Consider the following 22,214-nt stretch of genomic DNA (forward strand, 5'->3'; position numbering starts at 1 on the left):
AGGATGCGGATCGCGATCGTCGGCGCAGGCGCCATCGGCTGCTGGATCGGCGGCCGCTTCGCCGCCGCCGGGCATGAGGTCTCGGTCCTGGCCCGCGGGGCGACGCTGGCGGCGCTGCGCGGCTCCGGCCTTCGGCTGACCGAAGCCGGCGCCACCCGGTCCTGGCCGGTCAGGGCCTCGGACAGCGCAGCGGAGCTGGGCGCGCAGGACCTGGTGGTGATCGCCGTGAAGGCGCCGGCGCTGGCCGCCGTGGCCCCCGCCGTCGCCGGCCTGCTTTCAGACGAAACCGTGGTCGTGCCGGCGATGAACGGCATCCCCTGGTGGTTCGCCGACGGGCTGGGCCCGGCCGAGGCGGCGACCCGCGCGGCGGTCGATCCGGAGGGCGCGATCGGCGCGGCGATCCCCCACCGCCACGTGATCGGCTGCGTGGTGCACGCCAGCGTGGCGACCGCGGACCCGGGCTGCGCCGTCCACAACATGGGCAATGGCGTCATCCTCGGCGAGCCTGCCGGAGGCGCGAGCGCGCGGCTGTCGCGGGTGGTCGAGGCGTTCGCCCAGGCCGGCTTCGACGCCACCGCCGCAGCCGCCATCCGGCGGGACATCTGGTACAAGCTGTGGGGCAACATGACCATGAACCCGGTGTCGGCGATCACCGGGGCCACGGCCGATCGGATCCTCGACGACACCGACGTCCGTTCGCTGTTGCTGGCGGTCATGGCCGAGGCGGCGGAGACCGGCGCCCGGATCGGCTGTCCCATCGACGAGCTGGGCGAGGCCCGCATCGAGGTGACGCGCAAGCTGGGCGCCTTCCGCACCTCCATGCTGCAGGATGCCGACGCCGGCCGGCCCATCGAGCTCGAGGCCCTGGTCGGCGCGCCCCGCGCGATCGCCGCAGCGGTTGGCGTGCCGACGCCGTACACCGACGTGCTCTACGGCCTGACGCGCCTCTTCGGCGAGACGCACGGCCTGACGCCGTGATCACCGACCGGCTTGCGAGCCTGCGCGGGGCCTACGCCGGGCGCCTGCTCACCGCGCCGGAGGAGATGGCGCCGTTCCTGGTCGACTGGCGCAAGCTCTGGCGCGGCGATGCGCTGGGCGTGGTCCAGCCCACCACGACCGCGGAGGTGGCCGCCCTCCTGCGCTGGGCTCACGAAACCGCGACCCCGGTCACGCCGCAGGGTGGCAATACTGGGTTGTCCGGCGGCTCGGTCCCGGGCCCCGGGGACGCCGGCCTCGTGCTGTCGCTGGCGCGGATGAACAGGATCCGCGCCGTGGATCCGGTGAACAACACAATCACCGTCGACGCCGGCTGCCTCCTGGCGAAGGTCCAGGGCGAAGCCGAGGCGGCCGGCCGGTTCTTCCCGCTCAGCCTGGCGGCGGAGGGCAGCTGCACCATCGGCGGCAACCTGGCGACCAACGCCGGCGGCACTGGCGTGCTGCGCTATGGCAATGCCCGCGACCTCTGTCTCGGCCTGGAGGTGGTGACCGCGCGCGGGGAGATCTGGGACGGCCTGCGCGGCCTGCGCAAAGACAACACCGGCTACGATCTGCGGGACCTGTTCATCGGCTCGGAGGGCACGCTCGGGGTGATCACCGGCGCGGTGCTCAAGCTCCATCCTGCGCCGGCTGCGCGGGTGGCGGCCTTCGCGGCGGTCGCCACGCCGCACCAGGCGCTCGGGCTGTTGCAGCTGGCCCAGAACCGGCTGGGACCGGCCCTGACCGGCTTCGAGCTGATCTCGTCGCTTTGCCTGCAGCTGGTGCTGCGACACGTCCCGGGCGCCCGGCCGGCGCTGGAGGCCGAAGCGCCCTGGTGCGTGCTCATCGAGGTCACCGACCTGCTTGACGAGGCCCGGGCGCTGGACGCGCTGGAGGACGTCCTCGGCCGGGCGCTGGAAGACGGTCTGGTCAGCGACGCCGCGATCGCCGCCTCGATCGCCCAGACCAAGGCGTTCTGGGCGCTCCGGGAGAACGTCTCCGAAGCGCAGGGGGCGGAAGGCAAGACCGTCAAGCATGACGTGTCCGTGCCGATCTCCAGCATCGGTGGTTTCCTCGACGGAGCGCTGGCGGCGCTGGCCCGCCTTCACCCGGACGTGCGCCCGGTGGTGTTCGGCCACCTGGGCGACGGCAATATCCACTTCAACGTCTCGCCGGCTGCGGGCGACGCCGGCGAGAGCCTGCTGGCGCGCCAAGGTCCGATCAACCGCATCGTGCACGACCTGGTCGCCGCCCATGGCGGCTCGATCTCCGCCGAGCACGGGCTGGGCGTGCTGCGCCGTGACGAGGCCGAGCACTACAAGACGCCGATCGAGATGGGCCTGATGCGCGCCATCAAGCGCGCCCTGGACCCGATCGGGATCATGAACCCCGGCAAGCTGCTCCGGCTGGAGCCGCCTGCCCGGCCGTGAAGACGGCCTCACACCCATCCCCGAGGAGGACCGGCCGTGGCGCTCAGCCCTGACACCGTACGAAGCCTGGCCGAGCAGCTGGACGTTGCGGAACGCACGCAGACGCAGCTGCGCCACGTCTCGCTGGACCATCCGGAGATCACCATCGAAGACGCCTACGCCGTCCAGGCGGCGTGGGTGGAGGCCAAGATCGCGGCCGGGCGGCGCCCGATCGGCCACAAGATCGGCCTGACCAGCCGCGCGATGCAGCGCGCGTCGAACATCACCGAGCCGGACTACGGCACGCTGCTCGACGACATGCAGTTCGCCGACGGGGGCGAAGTCCCCACGGCGCGCTTCATCGTGCCCAGGGTGGAGGTGGAGTTGGCGTTCGTCCTGAAGGACCGCCTCTGCGGACCCCACGCCACGCTCCTGGACGTGCTCTCGGCGACCGACTACGTGATCCCGGCGCTGGAGATCATCGACGCGCGGATCATGCAGGTCGATCCCGACACCAAGGCCACCCGCAAGGTCTTCGACACCATCTCGGACAATGCGGCCAACGCCGGCATCGTGCTGGGCGGCCGGCCCGTGCGTCCGATGGACGTGGACCTGCGCTGGGTCGCCGCCGTGCTCTACCGCAACGGCGTCGTCGAGGAATCCGGGGTGGCGGCCGCGGTGCTCAACCATCCGGCCAACGGCCCGGCCTGGCTGGCCAACAAGCTGCATCCCTACCGCGTGACCCTGGAGCCCGGCGAGATCATCCTGGGCGGCTCGTTCACGGCCCCGGTCCCCGCCCGGACGGGGGACACCTTCCACGTCGACTATGGCCCGCTCGGCTCGATCGCCGTGCGGTTCGCATGAGGCGGCGTCAGCCTGCGGCCTCGACCGCCGGCTGCGGCGTTCCGGCGTCGACCACCGACGCGCGCCACGACACGATCCAGACCAGCAGGCCCCCTACCGCGAGGGCGCACCCCACCCAACCGGTCGAGGTCCAGCCGTAGCCGGCCGTGATGGCCATGCCGCCCAGCCACGGGCCGAGCGCATTGGCCGTGTTGAAGGCGGAGTGGTTCAGCGCCGCGGCCAGCGCCTGGGCGTCGCCGGCCACGTCCATCAGCCGCGTCTGCAACACCGCCGCCAGCGCACAGCCCAGGCCGACGCCGAAGAGGTCGAGGGTGATCAGGGGAAGGCTGTGCGCGGCCAGCGGATAGAGCGCCAGCATCGCCGCCGACCAGACCAGCGCGACGCCGGCGGTCGGCATCAGCGCCCGGTCGGCGAAGCGGGGCACGATCAGGTTGCCCAACGTCATGCCCACGCCGAACACCATCAGCACTACCGGGATCGCGGCCGGCCGCGCGCCGGTGACCTGCATCAGGGTCGAGGACAGGTAGGTGTAGACGGCGAACACCCCGCCGAAGCCGACGGCGCCGATGGCCAGCGTCAGCCACACCTGCGGCCGGGCGAGCGCGCCCAGCTCCCGCAAGGGGCTCGCCCCGGCCTGCGCGCGGTCACGGGGCGCGAACGCTGCGACCAGGCCGACCGTGGTCAGGGCCAGCACCGCGACGATGGCGAAGCACCACCGCCAGCCGACCATCTGGCCCAAAAGGTTGGCGAACGGCACGCCGACGATGGTCGCGACCGTCAGCCCCAGCAGCACGCGGCCGACCGCGGCGGTGCGCCGGTCCTGCGGAACCACCGAGGCCGCCACCAGCGAGGCGATGCCGAAATAGGCGCCGTGCGGCAGGCCGCTCAGAAAGCGGAACAGCAGCATCCAGCCGTAGCTGGGCGCCAGCGCCGAGAGCCCGTTGGCCAGCGCGAAGACCAGCATCAGGCCGATCAGCAGCGGCCGCCGGGCGATCCGCGCCGAGGCCACGGCGATCAACGGCGCGCCCACCACCACGCCCAGGGCATAGGCGCTGATCACATGGCCGGCGGTGGGCGCATCGACGCCCAGGTCCTTCGCCATGTAGGGCAAGAGGCTCATGGTCGCGAACTCGGTCGTGCCGATGGCGAACCCGCCCATCGCCAGCGCCAGATGGACGACGCCGGGCTTGCGCGCCGGCGGCAAAACGGGATCGCGCGCCGGTGAAGCCGGCGCGTTCGACAGGGTAAGCTTGGTCATTCAGGCACACGAACGGGGGAGGAAGCGCAGCCATACAGCGCGCGCCGCTGTCTGCCGAGCGACCGGCGGCCCAACTTTTTGTAAGAATCGCCCCGGGTTCAGGCCACCGGCGGCATCGTGGTCGCGGCAAGGACGGGCCACAGCCGCGCCGCGCCGCGCACGCCGGAGGAATCGCCCCACCGGGCCGGCGCCAGCTGCGCCTCCCAGGCGTCGGAGAAGACGTAGGGGCGGATGGCGTCGGGCAGCCGCTGGTAGATCTCCGGCACGTTCGACAGGCCGCCGCCGAACACGAACACCTCGGGGTCGACGATGTTGACGATGGCGGCCAGGCCGCGGCCCAGCCGGCTCAGGTAGCGGTCGAAGGCCTCGGCGGCGGCGGCCTCGCCGGCGCGCGCCGCGGCGATGATCTCCTCGCCGCCCGTCTGGCGGCCGGTGGCGCGGGCGTAGTCCTGCCGCAGGCCGGTCCCGGACACCCAGGTCTCCATGCAGCCGCGCTGGCCGCACCAGCAGGCCGGCCCGGGGAACTCGTCGGCGTCCGGCCAGGGCAGCGGCGCGTGGCCCCACTCGCCGGCGATCCCGTTGGCGCCCTCCACCAGCCGGCCGCCGATCACCAGGCCGCCGCCGCAGCCGGTGCCGAGGATCACCGCGAAAGCGCTCGCCGCCCCCTTCGCCGCACCGTCCACCACTTCCGACAGCGCCAGGCAGTTGGCGTCGTTGGCCACCCGCACCTCGCGGCCCAGCGCCCGGGCCAAGTCCTCGCGGAACGGCCGGCCGTTCAGCCACACCGAGTTGGCGTTGCGGATCAGGCCGGTGCGCGGCGAGATCGACCCCGGCAGGGCCACCCCGACCGTGCCGGTTTCCCCCAACGCGGCCTCGGCCTGCACGACCATGGCGCACAGCAGCCGGATCGAGCCGTCATAGTCGCGCGGCGTCGGCTCGCGCGTGCGGTGGAGGAACGCGCCGCGCTCATCCAGGGCGGCGATCTCGATCTTGGTGCCGCCGAAGTCGATTCCGATCTGGAGCATGGCTGACCTTCTATCGCCGCGCGCCGAGGCTCGCCAAGGCGGCTCAGTTCGTCGGCGGCGGCGCGGGCTCCGCGGGCGCGGGCGGCGGCGGCGGGAGCGTCGCCGGGTCGACGACGACCAGCGGCGGCGGCGGGGGCGCCGGCCCGGCCGGGATCGGCTGCACCGGCAGGCGCTTCAGCTCGGCGGACATGACGTTGCGCCAGAGCTCGACGGGCGCGCCCGCGCCGGTGACCTTGCGCATCGGCGTGGCGTCATCGCGGCCCATCCAGACGACGGTGGCGAACCCGCCGGTGAAACCGCAGAACCAGGCATCCTTGTAGTCCGAGGTGGTGCCGGTCTTGCCCGCCAGGTCGTAGCGGGGGATCGCCGCGCGCACGCCGGTGCCCGAGGCGATCACCGTGCGCAGCATGCGGTTCAGCTCGCTGAGCGGCGGGTTGCCGATGACCGGCGTCCAGACCACGGGCTTGCGCTGGTAGAGCACCGCGCCGCCGGCCGTGCGGATCCGCTCGACGCCATAGGCCGCGACCCGGTTGCCGCCGTTGGAGAACACCGCATAGGCCTGGGCCATCTCCAGCGGGGAGACCTGGGTGGTGCCGAGCGCCATGGCCGGGTCGGTGTTGATCGGCGAGACGATCCCCACCCGGCGCGCGGTGGCCGCCACCGTGGGCCGGCCGACCTCGTCGGCGAGCCGCGCCGCCACGGTGTTGATCGAATGGGCCAGCGCCTGCTCCAGGGTGATCTCGCCGAGGTAGCCGGCTTCGTAGTTGCGGGGCGTCCAGCCGGCGATGGTCACCGGCTCGTCCACCACCAGGGTGTCCGGCGTGCGGCCGGCCTCCAGGGCGGTGAGATAGACGAACGGCTTCCAGGCCGAGCCGGCCTGCCGACGGGCGTCCACCGCGCGGTTGAACGGGCTCTTGGCGTAGTCGGTCCCGCCGACCATGGCCCGCACGCGGCCGGCGCCGTCGACGGTGACCAGCGCCGCCTGCTCGATGGCCTGCGCCTTGTGGCCGGCGACGCTGGCGCGCGTCGCCTCGGCGGCGGCGGTCTCGGTCGGCAGGTCGAGGGTGGTCTCGACCACCAGGTCCTGCCGGGGCGCGCCCGCCAGCTGGCGGGTCTGGCCGTCGACCCAGTCGAGGAAGTACTGCGCCGACGCGGTCGGGGCGCTCTTCCAGACCTTCGGCTTCTGCGCCATCGCCTTGGCGCGTTCGGCCGGGGTGATGGCGCCGGTCTCCACCATGGCGGCCAGCACGATGCCGGCCCGCTCGTCCGAACGCTCCGGTTCGTCGGCCGGATTGTAGTTGGTCGGCGACTTCGGGATCGCCGCCAGCATGGCGGCCTCCTTCAGCGTCAGGCGCGCGGCGGGCTTGTTGAAGTAGCGCTGCGACGCCGCCTCGATGCCGTAGGCGCCGGCCCCGAAGTAGATGCGGCTGAGGTAGAGCGACAGGATCTGGCGCTTCGAATAGGTGCGCTCCAGCTGGACGGCGTAGAGCAGCTCCTGGGCCTTGCGCTCCATCGTCCGGTCGGAGCTCAGGAACAGGTTGCGGGCCAGCTGCTGGGTGATGGTCGAGGCGCCCTGGGCGGCGCGGCCCTGGCCGAGGTCGGAGACGATGGCCCGGGCGATGCCGACCGGATCGAAGCCGGTGTGCTCGTAGAACCGCCGATCCTCCACGGCCACGAAGGCGGCCGGCACATAGGTCGGCAGCTTGGCGAGGTCGGCCGGCGGGGCGTAGCGGCCCCCGCGGACGCCCAGCACCGCGCCGGAGCGGTCGAGATAGGTGACCTGGGGCTCGCGCCGGATCTCGGGCAGCGGCGGCAACTGGGGCGCCGCGCCGAACACGGTGGCGGCGGCTAGCAAGGCGATCACGCGCAAGGCTCCTCAGCGACGCCCCCCCGGCGTCCTCAACGCGCGCACTTCTGTCGCCTCCCGGGCGCGGCGCAAAGATAATTCGCGGTAACCTGGCCGGCCGGGCGCCGCGACCTTTTCGCCGTCGCATGGCTGAGCTAGGGAGCGGCGCATGGCTAACCCTGCACCCCACATCCTCGTCACCGGCTCCACCCGCGGCATCGGCGCCGCCACCGTCGAGGCGCTGAGCGCGCGCGGCGCCCGCGTGGTCGGCCACGGCCGGACCGACACCGCGACCGCCGTCGGCGTCGACCTCGCCGAGCCGGGCGCGGGCGACCGGCTCTGGGAGCTTGCGCTTGAGCGGCTCGACGGACGGATCGACGTGGTGGTGAACAACGCCGGCGTGTTCGAGGCGGCGGCGGTCGACGCGGCGCTGGAGGACTGGCAGGCCAGCTGGTCGCGCACCCTGCAGATCAACCTGCTGGCCTCGGCCGACCTCTGCCGCCGCGCCATCCTGCACTTCCGCGAGCGCGGCGCCCCGGGCCGGCTGGTCAACATCGCCAGCCGCGCCGCCTACCGCGGCGACTCCCCGGCGCACTGGCACTATGCGGCCTCCAAGGCCGGCGTGGTGGGGATGACCAAGTCCATCGCCCGCGGCTTTGCGCGCGAGGGCATCCTGGCCTTCGCCGTCTGCCCGGGGTTCGTGATGACCGGCAACGACGCGGACGACTATCTGGCCAGCCGCGGCGGCGACAAGCTGCTGGCCGACATCCCGCTGGGCCGGGTCGCCAACCCGGCCGAGCTGGCGAGCATCGCCACCTACCTGGCGCTGGAGGCGCCGGCCTCGATGACCGGGGCGGTGCTCGACGTCAACGGGGCCAGCTACGTCCGCTAGGAGACTCTGGCCTTCGCGTCGGGCTGGTGATAGCTCGCGCCCATGGTCAACGCGTCTCGCCCGCACCGCCCGTCCCGTCAGCGCAGGCTCATGGACGCGCGGGGCCGAAGTCGCGCCGCAGGCCGCATCGCGCTGACCGCCGGCCTGGTGCTCGCCACCGCCGGCCTCGGCGGCTGCCTGACCCCGCGCGCGCGGCCACAGCCCAGCCAGGCGATCCTCGACGCCCGCGCCCACCGCGACGTGCCCCCGGCCACCGCCTGCGCCGCCCAGCCGCTGGCCTCGGTGTCGCCCGCCGAGGTGAATTTCGGTTTCGCCGAGACCTCCCTGCCCGGCGCCGCGCCTGCGGCGCTGGCCCCGGCGATCGCCTGGCTGGTCTGCCATCCCGGCGTTCCGATCGTCATCCTGCCGGACGCCGACAACCACGGCGCGCCCGAGGCCCAGGCGGCGCTGGCGAAGAGCCGCGCCGAGACCGTGCGCCAGTATCTGCTGACCCAGGGCGTGGCGCCCGCTCAGCTGCAGATCCTGCCGCTGGCGGCGGCCGAGCCCGCCGGCGACCACGTGCTGATCCGCGCGATCGGCCGCCGCTGGTAGCCTGGGGCGACGGGTAGTCGGACGGGCAGCCGGACAGGGAACTTGCGCGCCGGGCGTTGGGTTCGGCCGGCAGCCTTCCTACCTTAGCTCATCGTCCGGCCGCGCCCTGCGCGCGCGCCGGCGGCGTCCAGACATCCGATCGGCGAAAGGGCTCCCACCATGGACGAGCGCATCCCTCCCGAACGCGACCAATCCCGGGGCCATGAGCCCGCCCCTCCAGGTGGCGGCAAGCCGCGCTTCACCGCGACAGACCCGTCGAGCGGCCAGCCGGGCCGCAGCTACGAGGGCCATAGCGGCGACGAGGCCCTGGAGATCGCCCGGCGGGTGCGCGCCGCCTGGCCTGGCTGGCGGGACACGCCGTTCGCCGAGCGCGCGCGGCTGATGAAGGCCGCGGCCCAAGTGCTGCGCCGCCGCATGGACGAGTTCGCCGAGCTGATGACCGCGGAGATGGGCAAGACCCGGAACGAGGGCCTGGCCGAGATCGAGAAGTGCGCCGGCGCCTGCGACTTCTTCGCCGACCACGCCGAGGGCTTCCTGGCGCGGCGGCCGATCGACATGGGCGGCCCCAAGGCCTTCGTGACCTTCAACCCACTGGGCGTCGTGCTGGCGGTGATGCCGTGGAATTTCCCCTTCTGGCAGGTGTTCCGCTTCGCCGCCCCGAACCTGATGGCCGGCGACGCCGCGGTGCTGAAGCACGCCAGCAGCGTGCCCGGCTGTGCCCTGGCCATCGAGGACGTGTTCCGCGAGGCCGGCTTCCCCGAAGACGTCTTCCGCACCGCCCTGATCCCCAGCCGCGACGTCCGCGCCCTGATCGAGGATCCGAGCATCGCCGCGGTCACCTTGACCGGCAGCGTCGCGGCCGGCCGCGAAGTGGCGGGCGCCGCAGGCGGCGTGCTCAAGAAGAGCGTGCTCGAGCTCGGGGGCTCCGACGCCTATCTGGTGCTGGAGGACGTCGACATCGACAAGGCCGCCGGCATCTGCGCCACGGCGCGGATGGTCAACGGCGGCCAGAGCTGCATCGCCGGCAAGCGCTTCATCGTCGCCGCCGAGATCCGCGAGGCCTTCGAGCGCGCGCTGACCGAAAAGATGCGCGCCTACCAGATGGGCGATCCGCGCGACGCGGCGACCAAGCTCGGGCCGATGCAGAGCGTCCACGCCCGCGACGACATCCACGCCCAGGTGCAGAAGAGCATCGCCGCCGGCGCGCGGCTGCTGACCGGCGGCGAGGTCCCTGACAAGCCGGGCGCCTGGTATCCGGCCACCGTGCTCACCGACGTCCGCCCCGGCATGCCGGCCTATGACGAGGAGGTCTTCGGCCCGGTCGCCGCGGTGATCGAAGCCAGGGACGAGGCCGACGCCATCCGCATCGCCAACAGCTCCCGCTTCGGCCTGGGCTCGGGGGTGCTGACCCGGGACCTGGCGCGCGGCGAGCGGATCGCCGCCGAACAGCTCGAAGCCGGCATGAGCTTCGTCAACGCCAACGTCCGCTCCGATCCGCGCATGCCGTTCGGCGGGGTGAAGGAGTCCGGCCACGGGCGCGAATGCTCGGAGTTCGGCATCCACGAGTTCGTCAACATCAAGAGCGTGCTGGTTCAGGAGTGAGCATGGACATCGGATTTATCGGCCTGGGCTCCATGGGATCGGCGATCGCGGCCAACCTGGTCCGCGCCGGCCACAAGGTCGCCGTCTGGAACCGCACGCCGCAGAAGGCCCAGCCGCTGGTCGAGGCGGGCGCGACCCTGGCGCAGACGCCTGCGGAGGCGGCGCGAGCGGGCGTGGTGATCACCATGCTGGCCGACGACGCCGCGGTGGAGAGCGTCGTCCACGGCCCCGACGGCGTCCTGGCCGGCCTGCCGCAGGGCGGCCTGCATATCTCCATGAGCACGATCGGCGTCGAACTCGGCGACCGCCTGGCCGCCGTCCACGCCGAGCACGGTCAGGGCTATCTGTCCGCCTGCGTCCTGGGCCGTCCGCCCGCCGCCCAGGCCGCCAAGCTGTTCGTGGTCACTGCCGGGGCGGCCGACCAGATCGCCCGCGCCCAGCCGCTGTTCGACGCCGTGGGCCAGCGCACCTTCGCGGTCGGCGACAAGCCGTCCGCGGCGAACCTCGTCAAGCTGTGCAGCAACTTCATGCTCATGTCGGCGATCGAGGCCATGGCCGAGGCTATGACCGTCGCCGCCAAGGGCGGGGTCGCGAAGACCACCCTGCTGGAGGTGTTCACCGGCACCGTGTTCGGGTCGCCGGTCTACCAGCTCTACGGTGAGATCCTGGCGGAGGAGCGCTATCGCCCCGCCGGCTTCGCCGCCCCGCTGGGCCTGAAGGACATGCGGCTGATCGGCGTCGCGGCCGAGCAGTTGCGCGCGCCGATGCCCTTCCTGGGCGTGATCCGCGACCACCTGATCGAAGCCCTCGCGCAGGAAGGCGAGGACATCGACTGGGCGGCGGTCGGCCTGGCGGTCTCCCGCAACGCGGGCGTCCAGCCTCGATCGGGGTCCTAGCCTCCGGACCGCTGCAGCACCTCGGCGGAGCGGCGACGACGCACCAGGGTCCGGGCGACGGCGTCCGGCCGCGCCGGCGGCGTCTGTGCGGAGCCCTCGTCGGTCGCCGCCGCGCCGGCCAGCGGCATGCTGAAGGTGAACCGGGTCTCGCCTGGGTCGGAGGCCACGTCGAGCAGGCCGCCGTGCGCGCGGGCGATCTCCGCGGCGATGTAGAGGCCAAGGCCGAGGCCCTGCTGGGACGCACGGCCGGAGGGGCGCGAGAACGGCTCGAACAGCCGCGCCATCGCGGAGGCCGGGATGGGCTGTCCGCCGTTGGTCACCGAAAGCACGAAACGGCCACCCTCGGTGGTGGCCTGGACCCCCACCGGGACGTCCTGCGAGCCATGGGTCAGGGCGTTGGCCAGCAGGTTCGAGAACAGCTGTGCGATGCGCCGCGGGTCGCAGGGGACAGGCCGGCGAAGGTCGATCTCGACGTCGATCAGCCGCTCAGGATGGGCGGCCTGAAGCTCCGCGACGATCTGCTCCAGGACGGAGGCAAGGACCGGATCCTCGTGCAGCTCGACGTCGATGCCGCCGCCCAACCGTCCGCGCGCGAAGTCGAGCAGATTGTCGATCAGGCCCGCCATGCGCTGGACGCTGCTCTGCACAAGCCGGACGAGGCCGACGGCCTCTTCGTCGAGCTCGGTCCTGAGCAGCAGCCGGCCGCCCGCGTCGATGGAGGCGAGGGGATTGCGCAGGTCGTGGCCGAGCACGGCGATGAACTGCTCGCGCAGCTCCGCGGTCTGGCGCTCGTTCAGCAGGGCCGCCTCGCTGCGCGATAGCCGCTCCTCCGCCTCCAGGTGGAAGGCGATCAGCTCGGCGTAGAGCTCGAACATCGCCTGGGCCTTCGCCGCCTTCAGGCGCGCCGGTCGCGGATCGATGGCGCACAGGGTCCCGAAGAAGGCGCCTTGGCGGGAGATCGGGACGGAGATGTAGCTCTGGAACCCGTACTGCGCAGCCGTCGGGTGGCCGCGGAACGCGTTGTCCTTGGCCACGTGGTCGATGACCACGGCCTGACCGGAGTCGCGGATCTCGCTGCAGATGGTCGTCTGGACCTCAAGTTCGCCCCCGGGGACCAGGCCGAAGTCGATCTCATCGCGGACGGCGCAGGCCACCCAGCGGTCGTCGGTCACCCGCGCGACCGCGGCGAAGCCCATGCCGGTGGTGCGGCAGATGACCTCGAGGATCTTCGGGATCACCTCGATCCGGGCGATCCTGGCGACGTCCTCGGCAACCGGATCGTCCATAAGTCCTTGCCGCCTTGATGGAATTCAACTCTGCGGAACGCGTTCTTCGGGCGGCAAGCAAAATCGCCCACGGCAGCGCTCCAGGTCGGCGCAGCGGACCACATAACGTGTGAATTCGCATCCGTCGGAGAACGCCGTGATGCGTGCGACCTACTCGCCGGCAGCCCAGTAGGGCGGATCGCCGAACGCGCCGCGCAGGCCGTCGGTCAGGGCCCGCACCTTGGCCGAGACCCGCCGGTCCTTGGGATAGGCCAGGTAGATGCTGGTCGGCTCCGGCTTGAGACCCACATCGACGACCTGCAGTTCGCCGCTCGCCAGCGCCTGGTGGAGCATGAACACCGGCAGCAGGGCGATCCCCAGCCCGGCCATGGCGGCGTCGCGCATGACGACGCCATTGTTGACCCGCAGGCCGGCGGCCGGCCGCACGCTGACCAGGGCGTCCGGCCCCTGGAAGCGCCAGTCCGCGCCGTTCCGATTGAGGTAGATGACGCCGCGATGCCGCTCGAGGTCAGCGATGGACGACGGCGCGCCGTGTTCGGCCAGGTAGCCGGGCGAGGCGACAAGGACGCGCCGGCTGGACGCCAGGTGCTTCGCCACCAGCCGGCTGTCGGCCAGGGCGCCATGCCGGATCACCGCGTCATAGCCGTCCGCCGCAGGGTCCACGAAGCGGTCGTCGAGATCGAGAGTCAGGTCGATGCCCGGATGTCGCTTGAGGAACGGATAGAGCGCGGGCCCGAGGTGCAGCAGGCCGAAGCTCAGCGGCGCGGAGATCCGCAACGGCCCGACCAGCAAGCCGCGCCGCTCCGACAGCTCCGCCGCCGCCTCCACCGTCTCCTGGACGATGCGCCGGGCGCGCTCCAGGAAGACCAGGCCGTCTTCGGTGAGAGACAGCCGGCGGGTGGTCCGCTGCACAAGCCGCGCCCCGACCGAACGCTCCAGTTCCGCGAGCCGCTCACTGACCACCGACTTCGCCGAGCCCATGCGGCGGGCGGCCTCGCTGATCGAACCGGCGTCGGCGACCGCCACGAAGGCGGCCACGCCGTCCAGCTTCATCATTGTTCGGCATTCCCGAAAACCGGTTCCGGATTCGACCGGCTACTGCCGACACTGCTCTGGCCGCATCCTGATGTCGAGACGGGCGGGATCGGACCCGCGCCTGCCTATGGAGAGGCCACCTCATGTTCCGCACCCTGCTCGCGGCGTTCGGCGCCCTGCTGCTGGCTTGGCCGGCCGCCGCCCAGCTCCAGCCCTTCCCGGCCGGTTTCCGCACCCAGGAGATCGCCGTCAACGGCGCGACCCTCCACGTCCGCGTCGGCGGCCACGGGCCCGCGGTGGTGCTGCTGCACGGCTATGGCGAGACCGGCGACATGTGGGCGCCGATGGCCGCCGACCTCGCCCGCGACCACACCGTCGTCGTCCCCGACCTGCGCGGCATGGGTCTGTCGTCCCACCCGGCCGGCGGCTACGATAAGAAGACCCAAGGCGGCGACGTCGCCGGGGTGCTGGACGCGCTGAAGATCCAGCGCGCGGACCTGGTCACCCACGACATCGGCAACATGGTCGGCTACGCCTTCGCCGCCGAGCATCCCGATCGGGTGACCCGTTTCGTGCTGATGGATGCGCCCCTGCCCGGCGTCGGTCCCTGGGAAGAGATCCTGAAGAACCCCCTGCTCTGGCACTTCCGCTTCGGCGGGCCGGACATGGAGCGCCTGGTGGCCGGCCGCGAGCGGATCTACCTCGACCGCTTCTGGAACGAGTTCTCCGCCGACCCCAGCCGGTTCAGCGAGGCCTCCCGGGTCCACTACGCCGCCCTCTACGCCCGGCCCGGCGCCATGCACTCCGGCTTCGCCCAGTTCGCCGCCTTCGACCAGGACGCGCAGGACAACAAGGCCTTCCTGGCCCGGGGCAAGCTGACCATGCCGGTGCTGGCGATCGGCGGCAGCGCCTCGTTCGGTCCGATGATGGCGACGGTCATGCGCTTCGCCGCCGTCGACGTGCACGAGCTGACCATCCCCGGCTCCGGCCACTGGCTGATGGAGGAGCAGCCGGCCGCCACCGTCTCCGCGGTCCGGGCCTTCCTCGACGCCAAGACCTGATCCTTTGACGACGGGCGGCGGATGGAGTTGGCTTCCTCCGACAGCGCGGAGGCCTGCCCATGCCCGTCCGGATCAGTCCGCTCACCCCCACCATCGGCGCGGTCGTCGAAGGCGTCGACCTCGCCCAGCCGCTCTCCGACGACCTGATCGGCGAGATCCGCCAGGCGCTGCTGGCCCACCAGGTGATCTTCTTCCAGGACCAGCACATCACGCCGGTCCAGCACCGCGACTTCGCCGCCCGCTTCGGGCCGCTGCACACCCATCCGCTCTATCCGGGCGTGCCGGAGGCGCCGGAGCTCTTCATCCTCGACAACCACGGCGGCAACCCCACCGACAACGACGCCTGGCACACCGACATCACCTTCATCGAGACCCCGCCCATGGCCTCGATCCTCTACGCCAGGCTGCTGCCGGCCAACGGCGGCGACACGGTGTGGTCGAACATGAAGGCGGCCTACGAGGCGCTGTCGCCGCCGCTGCGGGATTTCCTGGTCGGCCTGGACGCGGTCCATGACTTCGCCCGCGGCTTCCCGGCCCGCGGTCGGGTGGCCGGCGCGGCGGGCGCGGACAAGCACGCCCAGGCGCTGGAGGACCACCCGCCGGTGCTGCACCCGGTGGTCCGCACCCATCCGGAGACCGGCGAGGACGGCCTGTTCGTCAACTACGGCTTCACCGAACGGATCAAGGGCCTGCGCCGCAAGGAGAGCGACGCCATCCTCGCCATGCTGTTCCAGCACATCCAGCAGCCGGAGTTCGTGGTGCGCTGGCGCTGGACGCCCAACGCCATCGCCTTCTGGGACAATCGGGTGACCCAGCACTATGCGGTCAACGACTACCTGCCGCACCGCCGGGTGATGAACCGCGCCACCGTGCTCGGCGACCGGCCCTACCACCGCTCCCGCAGGCCGGGCGAGGCCGCGGCCGACAGGGTCGCGGCGGAATAGCGTCGCGCCGTCCGCGCCTCAGTAGCGCTGCTCGACCGCGGCCACGCCCCACTTCGGCGGCGGCGCGACATAGGCGCGGAAGGCGTCCAGCGCCTGGGCGGTCCTGTCGGTGTAGATCAGCATGTCGACGTAGGACTGGGCCAGGAAGCCCTTGTCGGCCATCTGCTGCACCGTCTGGCGGAGCAGGTCGTAATAGCCGTTCACGTTGACGAAGCCGCAGGGCTTGGAATGGAAGCCGAGCAGGGCCCAGGTCCACTGCTCGAAGATCTCCTCGAACGTGCCGGGGCCGCCCGGCAGGCAGAGGAAGCCGTCGGCCAGCTCGGCCATGGCCCACTTGCGCTCGTGCATGGAGTTGACCACCCGCAGCTCGGTCAGGCCGGTGTGGCCGATCTCCTGGTTCACCAGGTCGGCGGGCATGACGCCGACCACCTTGCCGCCGGCCGCCAGGGCGGCGTCGGCCACCGCGCCCATCAGCCCCACGCGCCCGCCGCCGTAGACCAGGGTCAGGCCGGCCTGGGCGATCAGCGTGCCGGCGGAGACCGCTTCCTCCAGGAAGGCAGGGTCGGCGCCGGCCGCGGAGCCGCAGTAGATGCAGATGCTTTTCACGGGGGGTTTCTTCGGCACGCTTTCGACGAAAGCGCACGCTGATAAGCTGATTGCGCGCTTGTGTCACGGCGCGGCTGGCCTCCGGCCCGTTCGCCCGCTACATAGCCATCACGGCCCGCCACAATCGGCGGCCGGGCGTCGTCAGCGCGGCGCAGATTTCTATCTCGGTTAGGTCACGCGAATGGCGAGCGGCACGGTCAAGTGGTTCAACACCGCTAAGGGTTTTGGCTTCATTCAACCGGACGACGGCGGATCAGACGTCTTCGTCCACATCTCAGCAGTCGAACAGGCAGGCCTGCGCGGCCTGAACGAGGGCGACCAGGTCCAGTTCGAGCTGGAGCAGGACCGCAGGTCCGGCAAGCTGTCCGCCGGACAGCTGGTGGTCACCGGCCAGGGCGCGGCTCCGTCGCGCGGCGGCGGCGGCGGCGGCGGCGGTTTTGACCGTCCGCGCGGCGGCGGCTTCGGCGGCGGCGGCGGCGGCGGCGGCGGCGGCGGTTACGACCGCGGCGGCGGCGGCGGCTTCGACCGTCCTCGTGGCGGCGGCTTCGGCGGCGGTGGCGGCGGTGGCCGTGGCGGCGGCGACGCGGCGGGCGCCGGTGCGGGCACCGTGAAGTGGTTCAACCCGACGAAGGGCTTCGGCTTCATCCAGCCCGACGACGGCGGCCAGGACGTGTTCGTGCACATCTCGGCGGTCGAACAGGCGGGTCTGCGCGGCCTCAACGAAGGCCAGACGGTCGCCTACGACCTCGAGCAGGATCGCCGCAGCGGCAAGACGTCGGCCACCAACCTGCGCGTTACGGGCTAAGGCCCGGCGGTCGGGCCTGTTTTCCTAGGAGAGCAGGCCCGCCAGCAGGTTGATCGTCAACGCCACGATCACCGTGTTGAAGGCGAAGGCGAACAGGCTGTGCACCGTGCTCAGCCTGCGCAGGGCTTTGGACGTGATGGCGACGTCCGCCGTCTGCGAGGCCACGCCGATGATCACCGAGAAGTGCAGGAAGTCCCAGTAGTCCGGCGGCTCGTCGCCCGGGAACTTCAGCCCGCCCACGTCCCCCAGCCCCACCGCGTCGCAGTCGTAGTAGCCGTGCGCGTAGTGCAGGGCGAACATCAGGTGGATCATGAACCAGGACGAGGCCACGGTGACGAACGCCAGCGCGACCCTCACGGTCCGTTCCAGGTCCGCCGCCTTCTTCGCCAGCGACAGCTCCAGGCCGACGGCGACCACGCTGGCCACCGCGGCCACCAGCACGATCACCAGGATCGTCCCGCGGCTCTGATCGTCGCGCGCCGCGCGGGCCCGCATCTCCTCGGGCGAGCGCGCGGCGATGTTGTGCATCATCAGGCCGATGTAGGTGAGACAGGTGGCGTCCCACCCCAGGATGACGCTGGTGCTGGGATGGAGCCCGGCCAGCCAGTGGCAGCCCACGCCGACCGCCAGTCCGCCGGCGAAGGCCATCCATAGCCTCGGACGCGCCAGGAGCAGCGCCATCCAGGCGGCCTGGCGCTCGGCGGCTTCCATATTTCCCTGGGTCATGGCGACCGATCACTCCCGGATGCCCGACCCGACCATCGCGCGAGTCCGGGGTCGCCGCCAGCCGGCATGGCCCCTCGCGAACTGAACCGCCCAGCGGTCAAGGCGTTGGATTTCCTCACGGGGGGACGCGAGGAGAGTTGTTGATGCGTAGACTCCTGGTGGCGGGCCTCGCGGCCGCCCTGGCCGCGCCGCTCGGCGCCTGGGCCCAGTCAGCCCCCGAATTCCCGGCTCCGCCGCCATCGCCGCCGCCGGCCGTAGATGCGTCTCCAGAAGCGCCCGGGCCAAAGCTTGGCGATCCAGCCCCTGCCCCTGCGCCGTCCCCTGCGCCTGGGCCCGCGCCCAAGGCCAACGCCCAGCCGAAGCAGAAGCCGGAGGTCGCCAAGGCGATCGGCGGCGCCGTGGGTGGCGTGCTCGGCAGCGCCGCGGGCGCGGCCGGAGGGCCCCTCGGCAGCGCCGCCGCCGGCTTCGTCGGCAACAAGCTGGGCGGCGGCACGGTCGGACTGGTCAAGCGGGTGTTCGGCCGCGGCAAGAGCAAGGCCGGCCCGGCGCCCGCAGAGCAGGCCGCGGCTGCGCCGCCCCCCAACACCGCCGAGGCCGCCGCGCCGGCCGCCGACGTGGCGGCGAACCTCCCGCCGCCGGCTGGGGCAGCCGACGCTCCCGGCGGCATTCCCACGGCGGCGGCGGAACCCGCCGCGGCGCAGGGCGGGCCGTCCGGGCCCTAAGGTCCAGCTGCGGCCGGCGAGCGCCGGGCGATCCCGCCGCCGGGCAGCCGCGCCTGGTAGGGCCCGAAGCGGGGATCGGGCCGCATGTAGTCGGTGGAGACGTACTGCGCGCCTGAGGCGAAGGCGGCCGCCTGCGGCGCGCGGTTGTCGGTGCGGGCCTCCACGGTGTCGGCGTCGGCCCGGGTCCGCACGATGAGCCCGGCCTTCACCGCCGCCCGGATCCGCGCGCCGAGCGCCTCCGGCTCGTTGAGGGTGATGCAGCCGGCGGCCGGCGAGGCCTCGTCGACGTTGACGAACATCACCCGCCCCTCCAGCACCTTGCGGGCCCCGCGATAGCGGGCGACCTGCTCCGGCGGGGCGTCGAGGGCGAACATCACCTTGCCGCGGGCCGCCTTCAGCCGCGGCCAGGCCCCGGCGGCGACCGCGGCCTTCAGGCTCGGATAGCGGCCCTGCACCTTGTCCGGCGTGATCAGCTCGCCCGGCAGGAAGACCGAGCGGATCTCCGCGTCGACAGCGTCCATGGCCTTTGCGTCGAACGCCGCCAGCTTCACCGCTCCGGGGATCTTCAGGTTGTCCTCCTTGAGGTTCAGCAGGACCAGGATCGGCACGTGGTCGGGGTGCGCCCGCGACCAGGCGCGGATCTCCGCCAGGCAGCCGGTGAACAGCGGGCAGACCGAGCGGTAGTCGAGGTCCGGCACGTGCATCACCTTGAAGCCCTTCCCGCGCAGCGGCGCGAGGTCGTAGGGCGTGGTGTCGCGCACGATCCTGCGGGCCAGCGGATCGGCGTAGAGGCCGCCGGCCGGATCGTTGACGATGTCGAGCTCCAGCTGCCGCGCGCCGTCGGCCAGCTGCCCGCTCAGCGGCCCGTGCGAATAGTCCAGCCCGTCGGCCTCCTTCGGCGCGCTGGCGCGGATCAGCGCCATCTCCTTGGGCGCGATCGCCATCTTGTAGCTGTTGTGGGTGCCCACGGTCTGCAGGGCGTTCATCGGCAAGGCGTCGACGGCGGCGCGCGTGCAGCCGGGCGCGCCGGACGGATGTTCCAGGTCACAGGCGGCGGAGATCGCAAGCCCCGCGGCGAACAGCAGCCCCAGCATCGCATCCCCCTACATCGACGACGTATTCGAACGTCAGGCATGAATACCGGCGGCTGCGCCATGAAACCAGCACGCGTGACGCCCGGCCGCCGTCGCAACCCCGGGTTAAGGCCGGCGCGGTAGGCTCTACGTTCAGGGGTATCAGGAGCCCGCCTTGTCCATCGGGTCTCAACGGCTGCTCGGCCTGGCGTTCGCGAGCGCAGATCTGCTCATCGAGGTCGCGCCCGACGGCCTGGTCGCGTTCGTGCTCGGCGCCAGCGAAGTCATCTCCGGAAGCGCCGGCGAAGCCCTGCTGGGTCGTCCCTGGCGGAGCGTCATCGAAGCCGCCGACCGGCCGATGGTGGAGGCGCTGTTCGACGGCCTGGAGTCGGGCCAGCGCGGCGGCCCGGTGGTGGTGCGGTTCGCCAGCCCGGACGGCGTCGCCCGTGCGGCCAGCCTCTCGGCCTTCACCCTGCCGGAGAACGGCGGCGCGGTGTCCTGCGCCCTGTCGCTGGCCACGCCGGAGGCCGCGCTGGCTCCCGGCGAGCTGCCCGACCGCAAGTCCTTCGAGGACCTCACCGCCGCCCTGTTGCAGACCGCACAGTCGAGCGGCGCGGACCTCGAGCTGGCGTTGATCGAGATGGCCGGCCTCGCCGCCGCGCGGGAGACCGTGGCCCCCGAAGACCGCCAGGACCTGGAAACCCGCCTGGCCGGCGTCATGCGCGCCCAGGCCCACGGCGGCTCGGCCGCAACCGAGTTGGGCGCGGAGCGGTTCGCCCTGGTGCGCGCCCGCGGCGAGACCCCGGAGACGCTGGTGCGGCGGGTCGCCCGGCTGATGGACACCGGCCTCGGGACGAAGATCGAACCGGCCGCCGACGTCATGTCCCTGAAGGGCGACGTCCAGTCGCGCCAGGCCGTGCGCGCCCTGCGCTATTCGCTCGACAGCTTCCTGCGCGACGGCATGGACCGGCCGACGCCGGCAAACCTCTCCGACGCCCTCAGCCAGGCCATGCAGCGCACGCTCGACGACGTCGGCGCGCTGGGCCTGGCGATCCGCGAGAAGCGCTTCCGCCTGGTCTACCAGCCGGTGGTGTCGCTGCTGAACGGCGCCGTCCACCATTACGAGACCCTGGTCCGGTTCGGCGAGGAGGAGAGCCCGTTCCCGCTGATCCGCATGGCCGAGGAGATGGACCTCATCGAGCCGCTGGACCTGGCGATCCTCGAACGCGCGCTGCAGACGCTGGGGCGCGACGCGGGGCTCAAGCTGGCGGTCAACGTCTCGGGACGCACCATCGTCAGCCCGCAGTTCATCGAGCAGGCCTGCGCCATGATCGCCGCCCAGCCGAAGACCCGCGGCCGGCTGATGTTCGAGCTCACCGAGAGCGCGGCGCTGGACGACCTGGCGCTCGCCGACCGCCACCTGCAGGCGCTGCGCGAGCACGGTTGCGAGATCTGCCTGGACGATTTCGGCGCCGGCGCGGCGTCGCTGGCCTATCTCCAGCAACTGCGCCTCGACGTCCTGAAGATCGACGGCCGCTACATCCGCGACCTGCAGCACGGCGGCCGCGAGGCCACCTTCGTCAAGCACCTGGTGAAGATGTGCGGCGAGCTCGGCATCCGCACGCTGGCGGAGATGGTCGAGACCAAGGCCGCCGAGGACGCCGTGCGCCGGGCCGGCGTCCACCTGGCCCAGGGCTGGCTCTATGGCGCGGCGGCCGACACGCCGCAGGCGGCCCAGGGGCCCGAGATCGCCAAGCCGAAGGTGCGGCCGGCGCTCGGCCGCTAGCCGGCCTGACACAGCTCACGCGACGCGGCGCCCCACCAGGTGGAGCGCCGCGCCTTCGAGATGAACCGACCTAGAGGTCGCGCACCGTCGGGCCGCTGGGCCGCAGATCGGCGCCGACGCCCGTCGCCCGGCCGTCGGTTCCATAGTCGATGCTGTCGGAGCCCGCGCCCTGGAAGGACCGGGGCTCGCGATAGCGGTCGCGTTCCGCCGCGATCTGGGTGGGGTCGTACGGCGCGGCGTTCTCGTCGAACCGCGCCCAGCCGGTCTGGCGATAATCCTGTCCGCGCCGCTCGGCGTCGACGCCGCCGTGCGTCATCAGGATCTGCTCGGCCCGGGCGGCCTCTCCGGAGTCCTGCGCCTTGACGCTCACCAGCGAGCCGCCGCGGCGTACGCCTTCGGCGTAGACCTGCGCGTCGTCGTCGCTGTGGCCCGCGTCCTTGAGCGCGCCCAGCACGCCGCCCGCCGCGCCGCCGGCGACAGCGCCCGCGATCGCGCCGGCCGCGGTGGAGACCAGCCAGCCCGCGGCCACCACCGGCCCGAGGCCGGGGATCGCCAGCATGCCCAATCCGGCCAGCAGGCCGCCGGCGCCGCCGATCAGGCCGCCGGTGGTCGCGCCCTTGGCCGCGCCCTCGGCGGTGTCGTTGTCGTCGCCCCGACGATCACCGTCGTGCCACTTGTCGGCATTGTTGGCGATCAGGCTGATGCGGGCGTGGTCGATGCCGGCGGCCTCCAGGTCGCGGATGGCGGAAAGGGCTTCGTTGTGAGTGTCGAACAGACGGGTGATGGCCTGGGCCATGAGTTCTCCTTGAAAC

At 72.4% G+C, this 22,214-nt stretch carries 21 protein-coding genes and 1 pseudogene; 13 read left to right on the forward strand and 9 right to left on the reverse strand.

The annotated features are described in order from the left end of the window. The first annotated feature begins 3 nt into the window (after positions 1–3). From DJ021_RS01400 to hpaH, 3 genes are read left to right on the forward strand one after another with little or no spacing between them, the layout of a single operon-like run. The gene (locus DJ021_RS01400) at positions 4–978 is read left to right on the forward strand and encodes a 2-dehydropantoate 2-reductase (RefSeq protein ID WP_111455840.1); all 975 of its coding nucleotides are present in this window, start codon (positions 4–6) and stop codon (positions 976–978) included. After that, a complete protein-coding gene (locus DJ021_RS01405) occupies positions 975–2,405 on the forward strand; it encodes an FAD-binding oxidoreductase (RefSeq protein WP_207801745.1) in 1,431 nt (476 codons plus the stop codon). Before DJ021_RS01400 ends, DJ021_RS01405 begins: the two co-directional genes overlap by 4 nt. A gap of 36 nt (positions 2,406–2,441) precedes the next feature. Next, positions 2,442–3,248 carry a 2-oxo-hept-4-ene-1,7-dioate hydratase gene (gene hpaH / locus DJ021_RS01410; RefSeq protein ID WP_111455841.1) on the forward strand — a complete coding sequence of 269 codons (807 nt, stop codon included), beginning with the start codon at positions 2,442–2,444 and terminating at the stop codon, positions 3,246–3,248. A gap of 7 nt (positions 3,249–3,255) precedes the next feature. Here the strand turns inward: hpaH and DJ021_RS01415 are convergent, their stop codons facing one another. The 3 genes from DJ021_RS01415 to DJ021_RS01425 form a co-directional block, all read right to left on the reverse strand. Continuing rightward, positions 3,256–4,506, reverse strand: a complete 1,251-nt coding sequence (locus DJ021_RS01415) for an MFS transporter (RefSeq protein ID WP_111455842.1) — start codon at positions 4,504–4,506, stop codon at positions 3,256–3,258. Between the two features lie 98 nt (positions 4,507–4,604). Next, a complete protein-coding gene (locus tag DJ021_RS01420; protein WP_111455843.1) occupies positions 4,605–5,531 on the reverse strand; it encodes an ROK family protein in 927 nt (308 codons plus the stop codon). A gap of 43 nt (positions 5,532–5,574) precedes the next feature. Next, complete coding sequence (locus DJ021_RS01425) at positions 5,575–7,395, reverse strand: transglycosylase domain-containing protein (protein WP_111458934.1); 1,821 nt, start codon at positions 7,393–7,395, stop codon at positions 5,575–5,577. A gap of 151 nt (positions 7,396–7,546) precedes the next feature. On the opposite strand from DJ021_RS01425, the gene DJ021_RS01430 reads away from it, so the two are divergent. From DJ021_RS01430 to DJ021_RS01445, 4 genes are all read left to right on the forward strand, one after another. Continuing rightward, a complete protein-coding gene (locus DJ021_RS01430; protein ID WP_111455844.1) occupies positions 7,547–8,269 on the forward strand; it encodes an SDR family NAD(P)-dependent oxidoreductase in 723 nt (240 codons plus the stop codon). A 90-nt stretch (positions 8,270–8,359) separates the two neighbouring features. Further along, the gene (locus tag DJ021_RS01435; protein WP_165837076.1) at positions 8,360–8,860 is read left to right on the forward strand and encodes an OmpA family protein; all 501 of its coding nucleotides are present in this window, start codon (positions 8,360–8,362) and stop codon (positions 8,858–8,860) included. Positions 8,861–9,019: 159 nt separating this feature from the next. Beyond that, positions 9,020–10,462, forward strand: a complete 1,443-nt coding sequence (locus DJ021_RS01440; protein WP_111455846.1) for an NAD-dependent succinate-semialdehyde dehydrogenase — start codon at positions 9,020–9,022, stop codon at positions 10,460–10,462. A 2-nt stretch (positions 10,463–10,464) separates the two neighbouring features. Beyond that, positions 10,465–11,358 (forward strand): NAD(P)-dependent oxidoreductase, encoded by an 894-nt coding sequence (locus tag DJ021_RS01445; RefSeq protein ID WP_111455847.1) that lies wholly within the window; start codon positions 10,465–10,467, stop codon positions 11,356–11,358. On the opposite strand, the gene DJ021_RS01450 is transcribed toward DJ021_RS01445, so the two are convergent. Further along, complete coding sequence (locus DJ021_RS01450) at positions 11,355–12,644, reverse strand: GAF domain-containing sensor histidine kinase (protein ID WP_111455848.1); 1,290 nt, start codon at positions 12,642–12,644, stop codon at positions 11,355–11,357. The two genes, DJ021_RS01445 and DJ021_RS01450, sit on opposite strands and share 4 nt — an antisense overlap. 150 nt (positions 12,645–12,794) lie before the next feature. Next, a complete protein-coding gene (locus DJ021_RS01455) occupies positions 12,795–13,700 on the reverse strand; it encodes a LysR family transcriptional regulator (protein ID WP_111455849.1) in 906 nt (301 codons plus the stop codon). 122 nt (positions 13,701–13,822) lie between these two features. Here DJ021_RS01455 and DJ021_RS01460 point away from each other — a divergent pair, with 122 nt between their 5' ends. Together DJ021_RS01460 and tauD are read left to right on the forward strand one after the other, a co-directional pair. Continuing rightward, positions 13,823–14,740 carry an alpha/beta fold hydrolase gene (locus DJ021_RS01460; protein ID WP_111455850.1) on the forward strand — a complete coding sequence of 306 codons (918 nt, stop codon included), beginning with the start codon at positions 13,823–13,825 and terminating at the stop codon, positions 14,738–14,740. A gap of 59 nt (positions 14,741–14,799) precedes the next feature. Then, entirely contained in the window at positions 14,800–15,684 is an 885-nt protein-coding gene (tauD, locus tag DJ021_RS01465) for a taurine dioxygenase (protein ID WP_341538126.1), read from the forward strand. Between the two features lie 18 nt (positions 15,685–15,702). Here the strand turns inward: tauD and DJ021_RS01470 are convergent, their stop codons facing one another. Beyond that, positions 15,703–16,290, reverse strand: a complete 588-nt coding sequence (locus tag DJ021_RS01470) for an LOG family protein (protein ID WP_111455852.1) — start codon at positions 16,288–16,290, stop codon at positions 15,703–15,705. 181 nt (positions 16,291–16,471) lie between these two features. On the opposite strand from DJ021_RS01470, the pseudogene DJ021_RS19150 reads away from it, so the two are divergent. Together DJ021_RS19150 and DJ021_RS19155 are read left to right on the forward strand one after the other, a co-directional pair. After that, positions 16,472–16,669: pseudogene (locus DJ021_RS19150) on the forward strand (cold-shock protein); the annotation flags it as partial. Between the two features lie 228 nt (positions 16,670–16,897). Next, entirely contained in the window at positions 16,898–17,095 is a 198-nt protein-coding gene (locus tag DJ021_RS19155) for a cold-shock protein (RefSeq protein WP_243626107.1), read from the forward strand. 24 nt (positions 17,096–17,119) lie between these two features. Here DJ021_RS19155 and DJ021_RS01480 read toward each other — a convergent pair whose 3' ends face one another. Next, entirely contained in the window at positions 17,120–17,821 is a 702-nt protein-coding gene (locus DJ021_RS01480) for a DUF1345 domain-containing protein (RefSeq protein WP_111455854.1), read from the reverse strand. Positions 17,822–17,964: 143 nt separating this feature from the next. On the opposite strand from DJ021_RS01480, the gene DJ021_RS18620 reads away from it, so the two are divergent. After that, positions 17,965–18,543: a hypothetical protein gene (locus DJ021_RS18620; protein WP_133254915.1), complete on the forward strand. Its 579-nt coding sequence runs from the start codon at positions 17,965–17,967 to the stop codon at positions 18,541–18,543. Here DJ021_RS18620 and DJ021_RS01490 read toward each other — a convergent pair. Next, complete coding sequence (locus tag DJ021_RS01490; protein WP_111455856.1) at positions 18,540–19,637, reverse strand: phosphatidylinositol-specific phospholipase C1-like protein; 1,098 nt, start codon at positions 19,635–19,637, stop codon at positions 18,540–18,542. The two genes, DJ021_RS18620 and DJ021_RS01490, sit on opposite strands and share 4 nt — an antisense overlap. A 154-nt stretch (positions 19,638–19,791) precedes the next feature. Here DJ021_RS01490 and DJ021_RS01495 point away from each other — a divergent pair, with 154 nt between their 5' ends. Beyond that, positions 19,792–21,402 (forward strand): EAL domain-containing protein, encoded by a 1,611-nt coding sequence (locus tag DJ021_RS01495; protein WP_111455857.1) that lies wholly within the window; start codon positions 19,792–19,794, stop codon positions 21,400–21,402. 70 nt (positions 21,403–21,472) lie between these two features. Here the strand turns inward: DJ021_RS01495 and DJ021_RS01500 are convergent, their stop codons facing one another. Then, complete coding sequence (locus DJ021_RS01500) at positions 21,473–22,198, reverse strand: hypothetical protein (RefSeq protein ID WP_207801746.1); 726 nt, start codon at positions 22,196–22,198, stop codon at positions 21,473–21,475. Positions 22,199–22,214: the final 16 nt, after the last annotated feature.

It is taken from the genome of Phenylobacterium hankyongense, assembly GCF_003254505.1.
GTDB classification, from domain to species: Bacteria; Pseudomonadota; Alphaproteobacteria; order Caulobacterales; family Caulobacteraceae; genus Phenylobacterium; species Phenylobacterium hankyongense.

Bases quoted from the DNA above. Each gene is read 5' to 3' on its own strand.
- DJ021_RS01400 (WP_111455840.1), top strand. From the start codon at position 4: ATGCGGATCGCGATCGTCGGCGCAGGCGCCATCGGCTGCTGGATCGGC.
- DJ021_RS01415 (WP_111455842.1), bottom strand. From the start codon at position 4,506: ATGACCAAGCTTACCCTGTCGAACGCGCCGGCTTCACCGGCGCGCGAT.
- DJ021_RS01420 (WP_111455843.1), bottom strand. From the start codon at position 5,531: ATGCTCCAGATCGGAATCGACTTCGGCGGCACCAAGATCGAGATCGCC.
- DJ021_RS01430 (WP_111455844.1), top strand. From the start codon at position 7,547: ATGGCTAACCCTGCACCCCACATCCTCGTCACCGGCTCCACCCGCGGC.
- DJ021_RS01435 (WP_165837076.1), top strand. From the start codon at position 8,360: ATGGACGCGCGGGGCCGAAGTCGCGCCGCAGGCCGCATCGCGCTGACC.
- DJ021_RS01440 (WP_111455846.1), top strand. From the start codon at position 9,020: ATGGACGAGCGCATCCCTCCCGAACGCGACCAATCCCGGGGCCATGAG.
- DJ021_RS01445 (WP_111455847.1), top strand. From the start codon at position 10,465: ATGGACATCGGATTTATCGGCCTGGGCTCCATGGGATCGGCGATCGCG.
- DJ021_RS01450 (WP_111455848.1), bottom strand. From the start codon at position 12,644: ATGGACGATCCGGTTGCCGAGGACGTCGCCAGGATCGCCCGGATCGAG.
- DJ021_RS01455 (WP_111455849.1), bottom strand. From the start codon at position 13,700: ATGATGAAGCTGGACGGCGTGGCCGCCTTCGTGGCGGTCGCCGACGCC.
- DJ021_RS01460 (WP_111455850.1), top strand. From the start codon at position 13,823: ATGTTCCGCACCCTGCTCGCGGCGTTCGGCGCCCTGCTGCTGGCTTGG.
- tauD (WP_341538126.1), top strand. From the start codon at position 14,800: ATGCCCGTCCGGATCAGTCCGCTCACCCCCACCATCGGCGCGGTCGTC.
- DJ021_RS01480 (WP_111455854.1), bottom strand. From the start codon at position 17,821: ATGACCCAGGGAAATATGGAAGCCGCCGAGCGCCAGGCCGCCTGGATG.
- DJ021_RS18620 (WP_133254915.1), top strand. From the start codon at position 17,965: ATGCGTAGACTCCTGGTGGCGGGCCTCGCGGCCGCCCTGGCCGCGCCG.
- DJ021_RS01490 (WP_111455856.1), bottom strand. From the start codon at position 19,637: ATGCTGGGGCTGCTGTTCGCCGCGGGGCTTGCGATCTCCGCCGCCTGT.
- DJ021_RS01500 (WP_207801746.1), bottom strand. From the start codon at position 22,198: ATGGCCCAGGCCATCACCCGTCTGTTCGACACTCACAACGAAGCCCTT.